The organism is Streptomyces sp. NPDC051940 (assembly GCF_040680895.1).
Lineage (GTDB): Bacteria > Actinomycetota > Actinomycetes > Streptomycetales > Streptomycetaceae > Streptomyces.
Window position 1 is genome coordinate 1 of the sequence record NZ_JBFAXR010000195.1, and the last position, 11638, is coordinate 11638.

General features: G+C 68.3%; 14 protein-coding genes. 12 read left to right on the plus strand and 2 right to left on the minus strand.

What is annotated here, in order from left to right; genetic code table 11:
* The 3 genes from AB0M28_RS38060 to AB0M28_RS38070 form a co-directional block, all read left to right on the plus strand.
* On the plus strand, nt 1-1180 hold a 1180-nt coding region (locus AB0M28_RS38060), incomplete at its 5' end, for an FtsX-like permease family protein (RefSeq protein WP_365414997.1).
* 82 nt (nt 1181-1262) lie between these two features.
* Nucleotides 1263-1880: an NUDIX domain-containing protein gene (locus tag AB0M28_RS38065; protein WP_365414999.1), complete on the plus strand. Its 618-nt coding sequence runs from the start codon at nt 1263-1265 to the stop codon at nt 1878-1880.
* A 41-nt stretch (nt 1881-1921) separates the two neighbouring features.
* The gene (locus AB0M28_RS38070) at nt 1922-2521 is read left to right on the plus strand and encodes a hypothetical protein (protein WP_365415001.1); all 600 of its coding nucleotides are present in this window, start codon (nt 1922-1924) and stop codon (nt 2519-2521) included.
* Between the two features lie 19 nt (nt 2522-2540).
* On the opposite strand, the gene AB0M28_RS38075 is transcribed toward AB0M28_RS38070, so the two are convergent.
* Complete coding sequence (locus AB0M28_RS38075) at nt 2541-2993, minus strand: hypothetical protein (RefSeq protein ID WP_365415003.1); 453 nt, start codon at nt 2991-2993, stop codon at nt 2541-2543.
* A 560-nt stretch (nt 2994-3553) separates the two neighbouring features.
* On the opposite strand from AB0M28_RS38075, the gene AB0M28_RS38080 reads away from it, so the two are divergent.
* The gene (locus AB0M28_RS38080) at nt 3554-4522 is read left to right on the plus strand and encodes a DUF4238 domain-containing protein (protein WP_365415005.1); all 969 of its coding nucleotides are present in this window, start codon (nt 3554-3556) and stop codon (nt 4520-4522) included.
* Between the two features lie 2279 nt (nt 4523-6801).
* Here the strand turns inward: AB0M28_RS38080 and AB0M28_RS38085 are convergent.
* Nucleotides 6802-7263, minus strand: coding sequence for an NUDIX domain-containing protein (locus tag AB0M28_RS38085; RefSeq protein WP_365415007.1), 462 nt, complete (start codon nt 7261-7263; stop codon nt 6802-6804).
* An 18-nt stretch (nt 7264-7281) separates the two neighbouring features.
* Between AB0M28_RS38085 and AB0M28_RS38090 the strand changes: the two genes are divergently transcribed.
* The 8 genes from AB0M28_RS38090 to AB0M28_RS38125 form a co-directional block, all read left to right on the plus strand.
* Nucleotides 7282-8061 carry a GntR family transcriptional regulator gene (locus AB0M28_RS38090; RefSeq protein WP_365415009.1) on the plus strand — a complete coding sequence of 260 codons (780 nt, stop codon included), beginning with the start codon at nt 7282-7284 and terminating at the stop codon, nt 8059-8061.
* Between the two features lie 139 nt (nt 8062-8200).
* Nucleotides 8201-8557: a hypothetical protein gene (locus AB0M28_RS38095; RefSeq protein WP_365415011.1), complete on the plus strand. Its 357-nt coding sequence runs from the start codon at nt 8201-8203 to the stop codon at nt 8555-8557.
* 2 nt (nt 8558-8559) lie between these two features.
* Nucleotides 8560-9921, plus strand: coding sequence for an FtsK/SpoIIIE domain-containing protein (locus AB0M28_RS38100; RefSeq protein ID WP_365415013.1), 1362 nt, complete (start codon nt 8560-8562; stop codon nt 9919-9921).
* Nucleotides 9922-10006: 85 nt separating this feature from the next.
* A complete protein-coding gene (locus tag AB0M28_RS38105) occupies nt 10007-10258 on the plus strand; it encodes a hypothetical protein (protein ID WP_365415015.1) in 252 nt (83 codons plus the stop codon).
* Nucleotides 10255-10449: a hypothetical protein gene (locus AB0M28_RS38110; RefSeq protein ID WP_365415016.1), complete on the plus strand. Its 195-nt coding sequence runs from the start codon at nt 10255-10257 to the stop codon at nt 10447-10449. The genes AB0M28_RS38105 and AB0M28_RS38110 overlap by 4 nt, the downstream gene beginning before the upstream one ends.
* Nucleotides 10450-10525: 76 nt before the next feature.
* A complete protein-coding gene (locus tag AB0M28_RS38115) occupies nt 10526-11200 on the plus strand; it encodes a DUF2637 domain-containing protein (protein WP_365415018.1) in 675 nt (224 codons plus the stop codon).
* Nucleotides 11197-11400 (plus strand): hypothetical protein, encoded by a 204-nt coding sequence (locus tag AB0M28_RS38120; protein WP_365415020.1) that lies wholly within the window; start codon nt 11197-11199, stop codon nt 11398-11400. The genes AB0M28_RS38115 and AB0M28_RS38120 overlap by 4 nt, the downstream gene beginning before the upstream one ends.
* A gap of 13 nt (nt 11401-11413) precedes the next feature.
* Nucleotides 11414-11638: hypothetical protein (locus AB0M28_RS38125; RefSeq protein ID WP_365415022.1), on the plus strand; the 225-nt coding region annotated here is incomplete at its 3' end.

Below are 11638 nucleotides of genomic sequence, written 5' to 3' on the forward strand. Positions count from 1 at the left end.
GCTGGGCGTCGTGATGCTGTTCATGCTCGCCGTGGCGCTGCTCGGGCCGCTGCTGGCGCGGCTGTGCGCGGCGCTGTTCGGGGTGCTGCTGCGCGGGGGGAGCGCCCCGTCGGCGCTGGCCGCCGCCAACTCCCGCACCAACGCGCGCCGGCTGGCCTCCGCGCTGACGCCGATCGTGCTCGCGATGGCGTTCACCTCGACGCTGATCTTCATGCACACGAGTGAGAACCGCGCCGCGGACCGCCAGCTGCGCGCCGGGGTGACGGCCGAGCACGTCGTCACCTCACCCGCGGGGCTGCCCGCGGCCGCGGCGCGGTCCGCCGCCGGCGCGGACGGCGTCACCTCGGCGGTCGGCGTCCTGCGCACCTCGGTACTGGTTCCGGTCGGCGGCGCGGGCGGCGACCGCTGGCTGCAGAACTCCTCGGCCCAGGGCCTCTCCACGCCCCGCGTCTCCGGCGTCCTGGACCTCGACGTCCGTACGGGCTCACTCGCCGCCCTGCGGACCGGCACGGTCGCCCTCGACGTCAACCTGGCAAGCTCGGCCGGGGTTTCGACGGGTGACCGGGTGGCGCTGCGCCTGCCGGACGGCACGACCGCGCGCCCCGAGGTCGTGGCGACGTACGGCCGGGGCCTGGGCCTCGCCCGGGTCACCCTGCCGCGCGCGGACCTGACGGCGCACGTGACGTCGGCGTACGACAGCGCGCTGCTCGTACGCGGCGGCTCGGCGGCGGACCTCGCCGCCCTCGGCACGGTGACCGACGCGCGGGGCTACGCGGCGGGGCAGGACACGGAACGGGCGCTCAACTCCTGGGCGAACTACACGATGGCGGCCGTCCTCGGCGGCTTCGCGGCCGTCGCCGCGGCCAACACCCTCGTGATGACGGTCCTGGCCCGCCGCCGCGAACTGGGCACGCTGCGGCTGGTCGGCACGACGCGGCTGCAGGTGATGCGGATGCTGCGCTGGGAGAGCCTGCTGGTCTCGGCCGCGGGCCTGCTGCTGGGCACGGCGATCGCGGCGGCCACCCTGTTCCCGATGACCCGCGGCCTGACGGGCTCCGCCCCGTACGTCCCCCCGCTGGTGTACGCCGGACTAGCGGCGGCCGTGCTGGGGCTGGGCGCGGCGGCGGTGACCCTGCCGGGGCGGGCGGTGCTGGGGAAGCGGGGCCGCCTCCCGGGGTGACCTGGCAGGCGGTGCCGGGCCGCCTGCCGCGATGACCTGGCGGGCGGTGCCGGGCCGCCGGGCCGCCTGCCAGGATGACCGGATGCCCACATCCCGAGCCCGCGTCGCGGAACTGGTCGCAGGCGTCAGCCCCTGCGACGAACTGGAACGTACCCACCGGCGGTCCGCCGCCGACTGGATCGCGTCGGGCGCCCCGCTGTACCGCACCGATCCGCCCGACGTCCCGGAGCGGCATCTGGTGAGCTACTTCGTCGTCGTGGACGACGACCGCGGCGAACTCCTCCTGGCCGCCCACCGCAAGGCCGGCCTGTGGCTGCCGCCGGGCGGCCACGTGGAGCCCGGCGAGGACCCCTGGACGACCGTGGTCCGCGAGTGCCGCGAGGAGCTGGGCATCCCGGCCGTCGCCCACCCGCTCACCGGGGAGCGCCCGTTCTTCCTCACCGTCACCCGCACCCGCGGGCACGGCCCGCACACCGACGTCTCGCTCTGGTACGTGCTGACCGCGTCCGCCGCCGACGTCACCGCGTACACGGAGGAGGAGTTCAGCGCGATCCGCTGGCTGACCCCCGGCCAGGTGCTGCGGGAGCCCCCGGAGACCCTCGATCCGCACATGCACCGCTTCACGCGCAAACTCGGCGACTGGTGTGATGTGGGTCACAGTCGGCGGGTTCGGGGGAGTAGCCGGGCTACCGACGGGTAGCGGGCCCCGGACCAGCGATCCGGACGCAAGAAGGCCCGACGATGACGACGTACCTCTGCCCCGTCTGCGGCACGCCGCACGCCCCGGAAGGCGGCCCACGGTGCGGCTGCCCCCGGGCGGCCGACGTGGAGCGGTTCGAGCAGCTGCCCGCGGCGCCGCCGGCCGCGCCCGTGGCCGTGGAGCTGCGCGAACCGGTGATCCCGCAGCGCCCGGTCAAGGCCCCCGAGCCCCGGGCGCGGCGGGCCCGCAGGCGGGGACTGATCCGTACCGCGCTCGCCGGTGTCGTCCTGGGGGCGGCGATCCCGGCGGCCCTGGGTTTCGTACGGATCATCGGGGACGAGGCGGCGCCGGTGGCGATACCGGACGATCCGGCGGTGCCGTCGCCGGCGATGCCCTCGCAGGCCACGACGGCCGCCACGCACTCCGCCCGCCCCGCCGCCCGGGAGAGCCACTCGCCCTCCCCGGCCGCGAGCAGCGCGGCCCCGGCGCCGTCGCGTACGGCGGCCGCCACGGCGTCCCGGTCCGCGCCGGTCTCCCCGAGCCCCACCCCCACGATCTCGAAGAACGCCGGCCCGACGGCTTCCGCCGACCCCAGCCCCACCGGCGGCTTCGACCTGTGGCCGTTCGACGGGGACGGATAAGGCGGCCGTGTCCGCGGCCCTACTCCAGTCCCACCTGGGTCTTGGAGACGAGCTTCCCGCCGGCGAACGTGAAGCCGGCGTTGGCGACCCCGTCGTCGGCGTAGCAGGTCCAGGACTCGCCCGCGGCGCCGCCGGCGTCCGTGCCGGAGCTCTGGCTGCAGCCGTCCTCGCCGCCCACGACCGCGAAGACCTCCGCCTTCGTCATGCCGTCCGCGACGTCGGCGTACTTGGCCGCGGTCATGGTCCCGGCCTTCTCGGCGCGCGCGGCGGTGATGCCGGCCCGCTCCTCGATCTCGGGGGCCGCGTTCGACCGGCTGCTCGCCACGGGCTCCCCGGTGTCGCTCTCACCCCCGCCGGATCCGGCGACCACCGCCGCCAGGACCACGGCCCCGGCGGCGGCGCCGAGCCCGATCTTCTTACCGTTGGACAGCTTCTTCTTCTCGGACCGGCCGTGGACGGACGGGGTGCTCACGCGGGTGGTGCCTTTCGTGCAAATCGAAACGCGGTCGAATGACCGAAGGGTGAGACTAACAAAGCCCCAGCCCTGCGCTTTACGGCGCTGAGCTGGGGCTTTGCCAAAGAGAGCGGGCGACGGGAATCGAACCCGCGTAGCCAGTTTGGAAGACGTGTGTGGTAGGTGGGCCCTGATCAGGCGGTTCTGTGACCTGGGCTCGCACGAGTGGGTGACCTTGATCACCTGCAGTTCCCCGTCGCTCCCCGCCCGGTCTGGCACGTGTCTGGCACGCATCAGGCCCCTGATCCGCAGCTCAGGTACGGACAACCACGGTCCTGAACTGGCAGACGAGCAACCATGCGACTCCAGCAACCGTCTGGTTGCCTGCCGTTGCTGTGGTTTGTCGAGCCACAGGCCCGGATCGGGCACGCACGCCGCGCATCATGATGTCACGACATAGATTCAACCATCGCAGCGCGTGGAGACCCGGTCTGGCACAGTGATCGCTGATCGGTCCAGGACGGTTCTGCGCTGAAACTCGGTGGGCTGACCCGCGAGTGCTTGGCAAAATTGCACGCATGGGTGATCCGCTCGGAGGGCAGTCAACGTCGGCTGCCGATCTTCAGACTGCCAACGTGCAGCAGGTATCACGGCAGCACGTGGTCTCGAAAGTGCTACTCAAGCAATTCACCGCGCCAGGACCGCGGAGCAGTGGAAACCAGTTGGTTGCATTTGATCTCAAATATCCTGAGCGTCACCACAAGCTCAAGACTCCTCGTCAATGCGGGTGGGTGCGGGATTTCATATCCTTTGATCCCGACTCGGCGGAGGATCTGTGGAGACAGATTGAGCAACGAGTACCCGAGGTCTTCTCCGCCTTGAATGCGGGCGCATACTTCGACGATCCTAGGCTGGTCGAAGTGCTTCGTGACTTGATTGCGGTGCACATGGTTCGGTCACACTGGTACCTAGAGGTGCACCAGCAGTCCTATAAGCGGGCTTACGATAGGTTGCGCGTTGGCTTGCTGCGCGATCACTCCGAGCGAGTTCGCGCTGAGGCATTGCGCGAAACGGGTCTGCACCTAACAACGCCTGGTGCGCTAGCGGCTTACGTTGATCGGGTAATGGAAGGCTCGGTGCCCGCACGCGAATACGTAAGTGGAAAGATGTTTCGAATCAGTATCGAGGATATGTTTAATAAGATTCGAGAGGCCATAGGCGATTGGGGGCTGGAGATCGTTAGGCCCCAGCAAGGAGAATTCTTGATAGGTGACACCCCGGCCATGACGCTGCGCCGGGAATCTGACACGTGGACATATGGTGTGGCGTTGGGTGATGCAAGTACGGTCGTTCTGCCACTCGGCCCTAAGTGCCTGGTGGCCCTGGGGGCGGATAATGCGTCGGCATCAATCCCTCTGCAATCCGTGTATGAGATAAATGTCGTACAGGTGCTGGCTGCGCAACGCCATGTCTTCTTCCGCCCCGGAAGCGGGCTGAACGACTTTGTGAAGATCGGCTGTCGGTATCGAGATTCTACGGTGAGCTAAGGCAACGTGATGTACGCGGGAGAATCATGTTCCAAACGTCGTCCGGAGAAGACGTTCTGGATGCGAGTTGGGCAACAAAAGAGCCCCAGGCCGTTGGCCTGAGGCTACTTCTTAAAGCTGGTGACGAGAACCGAACTCGCGCATAGAGTCAGGGGTCGGCTCTGAGTAGGCAGATTGACCGAACCCGTTGATGGTCGGTCAACTCTCCTGCGGTTGTCCGTGGTTGACCGCTTGATCGGGTACGGATCGGGCACTCACGCCGTCACTCCCTCCGGTAGTCGAAGACGAGGAACTGTCGGCCCTCTGGCCGATAGGCTGCGTTGACCTCCTGACATATCCAACAGAAACGCCGAGGATGGCCGCTGCCGTGCTGATCGGGGTAGCCAACCCCGGCGCCATCCATACGGCCCAGCCCCCGCTGATGGCGAGGCCGGCCGCCAGAGGCCACATGCAGTTGCGCAGCCTCTGGGCTACCTTCGCCCCAAGGCGTACATTCATGAAGACACCTGTTTCGTAATGCCATAGACATGGACGCGGGTGTTGATCACGGCCTCCCGATGCCCCGGGAGGCCGTTGGCGTTGCGACTGACTGCAACTTTGCGGCATCGAGGCCCTCTGCGGGCGTTTCCCCGCCATGCCCATTGGCCCGCATGTAGCTTGTAGGAGCGTACGAAGAGAGTCGCAGCTCAGCGCGGGTGCACCTCGCGGGCTAAAGGGTCGCAACATGGATGACGATCTAAGCGTGACCCTTTGGCCCGCATGTAGTTTTTAGGAGCGTACGAACATAATTGCAGCTCAAGCGGCATGGGCTGTAAGGGCCAAAGGGTAAGAGTGAGGGGTCAGTGTCGAGAAGCGCAGATCGACGAGCGCGCCGGCTGCTGCACCTGGATGCAGTGGCAGGACGGATCGAACGCTCCACGGAAACACTCAGGCGGCTGCACGCTCGCGGTGCCCGGCCGCCGACGATCGGCGTACGAACCGCCTTCTTTACCGGTGGGCCGCACCTGCGTCCGCCTATCGACCGGATCTCTGCGCCCCGAGGGGTCAATCTACAGATCTATCTCTTAGCGTTGTTTGAAGCTCAATGTCGAGTTCGCATGGGCGCTGCGGGGCCATGTTCCCTCCCGTTGGCGGGATCGGACTTTTCGTGGGCAGAGTTGGTCGTTTCGCAGGCCAGGATGAATCTGGAAGCAGAAATTGCAGTAACCGAAACCGATAACAGGGTCCGCCAGATAAGATCGGCGATTAAGCGACTGGCGGACGAAGGGCTTGTGCGGCGAAACGTGGGGCCCCGCGGCAATCCGTATCCATTGATGTTGCTGCCAGAGCGCAACGCGCTTGCGCTTCCCGAATTCCTAAAGGGTCATATCCCGGCTGACTATACCGTTCCAAGCTGGGATGAGGACTACAGGACCATGGCCCACGTGTCAGTGGAGCTCTTCACCCACGGATGGATATTCCTACTCTCCGATTCAGAGATCAGGATGTATCTGATACTCTGCCATCTGGCGGCCCGGTTCCCGGGTGCTCACGCACTGCGGGGTGTTTACCTCACTGAACGAGACAAGGCGTGGCTGTATTCGATTACTCGGGACGTTTACGAGGCGCATATCATGCTCGCCAGATTCGGATTGCTGGAACGTCTCCCGAATCCGACACGTCATGCAGATGGAAAAGTTGTCGACTTTCGCGGTTACGTCCACAGGGGCGGTCTGGTGTCCCCTCACCGATTCCGGCTTACGTCTTTTGCGGTCACGGAGCATCCATATCGCCGAGCCAGGCGGGCGTTATTGAACTATCCGTCGACCCCGCACGCCCCGAGAGATCGCTCAAATGCGATTGAATCGCCTTCGGAATCCGAGAGCTAAACGCGCGGCCGGCGTGGAGAGACTTTGGGCTGGAGCTGCCATGGGGCGGGAGATCATGAGGGCCTAAGCTGGCCAGCGACCGGGCAGCACCTTGACTGCCCGCAAATGACCGGTCGGCCCTCATGATCTTAGGGTCCCGCCCCATGGTGGCTGCCTAAAGTCTCGGAGCGCTGGCCGCCCCGACCACAGTGTTATCCCCCTTATCGATCACCGCCGCGCTATGTGGCGCGCTGCTGGGCGGCCGGCCGCGCGGCGAAGCTGAGCGCGGTTCGGGCCGCCTGGGCGGCGCGCGCCGCGCCGTGCGCGGCGGCTTGATGATGTAGGGGAGGTTTCACCGCGATCTTGTCGGGGGCGCTGTCTGACTGCTCCGTGATGCGCTCTGGGGCAGCGCACCAGCGGTCGGGAGATCCGTCAGATCAGGTTCTGGCCGTCATGGCTGCGGACGTGCGGGCCATGGTCGGTGAGCGCGTCAAGGAGTCGGACCGCATAGACCTCACTCATGGTCTCTGGCACTTCTTCCGGCGTGAGCCAGTTCACCGATATGGCTTCCTCCGTGCTGTGCGCTTCCCCGGAAACGGGGCGGCATCGGAACACCAGGGCGATGATGCCGCGGGTCATGTTCTTGTAGACCCCCGTCAGCTCCTCCACCTCGACCTTGACGCCGGTCTCTTCCCACACCTCGCGCTGGACCCCGTGTTCCGGTGTCTCGTCCAACTCCAGCACTCCGCCCGGCGGCTCCCAGGTGCCGTTGTCCGCGCGCTTGATCGCCAGGAGCCTTCCGTCTTCCCTCACGACTGCTCCGGCGACGGAGACGGAGTGCTGGGGGAGCGTTGACCGGTTGGCATCGGCGCTGTTACTCATGTACAGGAGCATAGGAGGCGGCGGAGGAGTATGGCGAGTGCTGTAGGAGCGCGATCCGGGAAGCCCAAGTACCTGGAGATCGCGGACGATATTGCGGAGAAGATCCGCAACGGCGTGCTGTCTCCTGGTGAGAGCGTGGGCAGCGAGACAGACCTGATGGACCTCTACAGGGTTTCCGCCGGCCCGGTGCGTAAGGCGATGCTCGAACTGCGCATGGCTGACCTGATCGAGACGCGCCACGGCAAGGGGTCCTTCGTGAAGACCCGGCCACCCGTGACCCGGAAGTCCTCGGACCGCTTCCGGCGTTCGCACCGCCGTGCCGGGAAGGCCGCGTACATCGCCGAGTCCGAGCAAGCCGGACTGCTGCCCACCGTACGGGTGCTCTACATCGGCTCGACGGAGGCGCCGGCCGCCATCGCGGAACGACTCGGGGTGGAACCGGGTGCCAAGGTGCTTGCACGGCGACGGCTGTACTTCAGCGACGGTACGCCCACCGAGGAAGCCACTTCGTACCTGCCCTGGGACGTGGCCAAGGACATCCCCGAGCTGTTCGCCGAGAACCCCGGCGGTGGCGGGATCTACGCTCGGCTGGAGGATCACGGGCACACGTTCGCGGAGTTCATCGAGACGGTGCGGGCTCGCCTGGCGACCAAGTCGGAGGTCAACGCGCTCGGCCTGAGCCCCGGTTCTCCCGTCATCCATCTGACACGCAACGCGCTGACCGACGCTGGTCGCGTGGTCGAGGTCTGCGACACCGTTATGGCCGCTGACCAGTTCATTCTGGACTACCGCATCCCCGCGACCGACTGATCCGCGCGTCAACTCCCCAACCCCGTACGGCATTTCTTCGCCGACGGGGTTGACTCATGTATAGGAGTTGGGCACTCTGATGGCACGGTACTCATATACATGAGTGACTGAGTCTCTCTGATCTATAGGAGTGTGGCCCGTGCGTCAGATCCCCGTAGACACGCAGAACGCCTTGGCGATGGTGGTCCAGCCGCCGCAGCCCAAGGTCATCAACCGCAAGACCGGCGAGCGCGGTGTGGACGCGGAGACGGGGGAGGTGCTGAGCACGATCGACGTCGCCTTCGTCGCGAACGGCGTGTCCGACGTGCTGACCATCACCGTCCCGGAGTCCGGGTTCACCGGCGAGCTGCAGATGGGCACCCCCGTGGCAATCACCGCCCTTGTGGCGCGCCCGTGGGAGAACGAGTTCAACGGGCAGAAGCGCTGGGGCATCGCCTTCCGCGCGGTGGCCGTGACCTCGAAGGTCTCCGCCGACGCGAAGGTGAAGGCGGCGTAGCCATGACCCTCACCTCGTTAACGATCACTGCGCTGGCAGGCATCGGCGTCGCGCTGGGCCTGCGCTGGTGGCGCCCCGCGTGGTACTGGCTGGCCTTCGGCGCGGTGATCGCCGTGGTGAGGGTCCTGCGCCGGTTCCGGGAGACCATGGAGGGCTGCAACCTGGTCATCCAGCCTGCGGAATGGCGCGTCGCGGTCGCCTACGCCTCGCGTAGCGGTTTGCCGCCGGCGCGTCCGCCCCGGCTGGTGTGGCTGCGTCCGACCCGTACGGGCCTGCGGCTGTGGCTCAAGCTGCGCCCCGGGCAGAGCGTGACGGACTTCCAGGAAGCCGCCGGTCGTCTGCGGCACGCCTTCGAGATGCACGGCGTCTCCGCGCGGGAGGTTCGCCCTGGTGTGGTGCAACTGCGGTGCACCGGGTACGACGTGCTGCGCAGAGTGCAGATGCCGCGCGATGTGGAACGAGCGCTGCTGCGGATACCGGTCGCGCTGCGCGAGGACGGAAGCGTGTACTACCGCGACTTCCGGGCCGCGCCGCACGGCCTGATCGTCGGCGCCAGCGATTCGGGCAAGTCCACCCTGCAACGCCGGATGATCGCAGAGCTGGCGCGTCAGGAGGTCGCGCTGGTCGGCATCGACTGCAAGCGCGTGGAACTCGCTCCGCTGGCACGCCGCTTCTCCGCCATGGCGGAGGATGCCGACACGGCCGCCGGCCTGCTCGAGGCGCTGGTGGAGCGGATGGCCTCGGTCTACGAGGTGATCCGCCGGGAACAGCGCATCAGCGCGGACACCCCCGATGAGGCGATCACCTCGGACATCTGGGGGCTCCCGGACTACCTCCGCCCCGTCCCGATCGTGCTGTTCATCGACGAGGTGGCGGAGCTGCTGCTGGCCACCAAGGCGGACAAGGCACGCCGCGAGCGCATCATCACCGCCCTGGTCCGCCTCGTCCAGCTGGGACGGGCCGCCGGGATCTACGTGGAGATCTGCGGCCAGCGCCTCGGTGCTGACCTCGGGGACGGCGTGACCCTGCTGCGAGCTCAGCTGACCAACCGGATCTCGCACCGGGTGAACGAGGAATCGTCGGCCCGAATGACCTTCGGTGACATCGCGGACGACGCCTTGTCGGCTGTGCTGCGCATCCGCCCGAACCGGCGGGGCACCGCGGTGGCTGGCGACACGTCCGGGCGCTGGCGCGTGATCCGCGCCCCGTACACCTCGCTGCGCCGGGCGGTCAACGTCTGCAACCTCTACGCGGACCTGACCCCCGACCTGCCCGAACTGGCCCTGTACCGGCCGCTGCTGCTGCCCCGGCCCCGGCTCGTGGAGCCCACGGACGTCCTGCTCGGCCGCGAGCACATCGCCTGAGCGACCCCTGCCCCATCGGTCGGCGCGACCGGATCGCGCCAGGTCCCTACCCGCGCCATGCCCGAACACGAAATGAGTGACCGCCATGACCATGTACGCCTCGTTCCACCCGGACGGGCAGACCTACGTCCGCGCGCACACCTACGGCACCGACGACCCGCCGATCCTGGCTCTGGACAATCCTGGCGGCTCCCTGTCCGTCGCGGTGTTCTCCAGCACCCCGGTCGCCGAACACCGCGCGTTCGTCGCGGCCCTGCTCGCCGCAGTGGCGGAGTACGCCACCGCTGTGGACGCCTGGGCCGACGCCCGGGCCGTCTCGCTCACCAAGGCCGCGTGATCGCCGTGTGCGCGCGGTGCGAGGACTTCGAGCGCACGATCCGCCTGATGAACGACCTGGCCCTGTACGCGGTGCTGCCCGGGGCGGATGCGGAGTTCACCGACACCGCCGCGTACGCGCTGGCCGCTTCCCTGCCGTTCGACGCGCCTCCGGTCATCGGTGACGGCCCGGACGAGCCGGGCGCCGGCTGACCCCCGTTGCCGGGGCCGCGCGGCAGGCACACGCCCCGCCCGGTCCCGGCCCCAACCCTTCGAAAGGAGAGAAGCGATGCGGACCGTACTGCGCGCAGACGCCCTGCTGATCCAGGCCGTCATCGCCGGGGCCCTGTCGTTCGCCCACCTGCACGACATCGCGGAAGCCGCCGGACAGGACGGCTGGAAGGCATGGGCCTACCCGATCAGCGTGGACCTGCTGCTCGTCGCGTCTTGGCGACAGCTACGCGTCCTGCGCGACTGCCAGGCACCCACCAAGGCGGCATGGACCTGGTTCCTCGTCGCCCTGACCGCCTCCCTGGGCGCCAACGTCGCCACCGCTGGGCTCCTTGACCTGGAGCACGTGCCCGCGTGGCTGCGCATCCTGGTCGCCGGCTGGCCCGCGTTGGCCTTCCTGGGCGGCACCCTGCTGGCCCACACCCCGCACCCCCGGTCACCCGAGCGCCCTGCGCCGGATGCTGCGTCCGCCGCGGTGGAACCGCCGGAGGTGGCCGTCACCCGAGACGCCCCGGCCGCGCCGCCTGCCGCGCAGCTGCCCCCGCCGGCGCCCGCGCTGCCGGTCCCGGCCGCCCTGCTGGCCCATGCCCGCCGGGTCGCCGACACCCATCGCACGCAGACCGGCACCGAGATCGACACCGACACGCTTCGCGTCCGCCTCGGCGTCCCGCCGGAGATGGCCGCACAGATCACCGACCAGCTCAAAGCCCCGGAAGGAGCGCCCGCGTCATGACCATCGAACTGCCGCTGATCCTGCTGCTCGCACTGATCGGCTACTTCGGCATCAAGCTGATCCGCCCCCCGATGTGGCTGGTCGTCGTGCTGCTCCTGGTCGGCTTCCAGCTCGCCCACAGCTTCCTCGCTCCCGCCATCCAGGACGGCACGCGAGACGGCGTAACCGTGATCGACGACAACCCCGACGACAAGAAGTAGGGAGACCCCTCGCATGCTGCTGCGCCCCAAATACCCGCCCCCGGCCGTGCCCACTGACGCGCTGCCCGTCCGGGCCCGCCACGCCTCCGTGCCGGAGGTCCCTGGCCCCTCGGCGTGCGCGTGCCCGCACGACTCCACCCCGCCCGCCCGCCGCAACACGGTCCAGCTCACCCCGGCCGGCGTCATCGCCGCGGTGGGCGCCGGTACCGCCGTCGTCCTCGTGGTCGGCGCGGTTCTC

What these genes read in the sequence shown, in the direction of transcription:
- AB0M28_RS38065 (WP_365414999.1), top strand. Translation starts at nt 1,263, where the DNA reads ATGCCCACATCCCGAGCCCGCGTCGCGGAACTGGTCGCAGGCGTCAGC.
- AB0M28_RS38070 (WP_365415001.1), top strand. Translation starts at nt 1,922, where the DNA reads ATGACGACGTACCTCTGCCCCGTCTGCGGCACGCCGCACGCCCCGGAA.
- AB0M28_RS38080 (WP_365415005.1), top strand. Translation starts at nt 3,554, where the DNA reads ATGGGTGATCCGCTCGGAGGGCAGTCAACGTCGGCTGCCGATCTTCAG.
- AB0M28_RS38085 (WP_365415007.1), bottom strand. Translation starts at nt 7,263, where the DNA reads ATGCTCCTGTACATGAGTAACAGCGCCGATGCCAACCGGTCAACGCTC.
- AB0M28_RS38090 (WP_365415009.1), top strand. Translation starts at nt 7,282, where the DNA reads ATGGCGAGTGCTGTAGGAGCGCGATCCGGGAAGCCCAAGTACCTGGAG.
- AB0M28_RS38100 (WP_365415013.1), top strand. Translation starts at nt 8,560, where the DNA reads ATGACCCTCACCTCGTTAACGATCACTGCGCTGGCAGGCATCGGCGTC.
- AB0M28_RS38105 (WP_365415015.1), top strand. Translation starts at nt 10,007, where the DNA reads ATGACCATGTACGCCTCGTTCCACCCGGACGGGCAGACCTACGTCCGC.
- AB0M28_RS38115 (WP_365415018.1), top strand. Translation starts at nt 10,526, where the DNA reads ATGCGGACCGTACTGCGCGCAGACGCCCTGCTGATCCAGGCCGTCATC.
- AB0M28_RS38120 (WP_365415020.1), top strand. Translation starts at nt 11,197, where the DNA reads ATGACCATCGAACTGCCGCTGATCCTGCTGCTCGCACTGATCGGCTAC.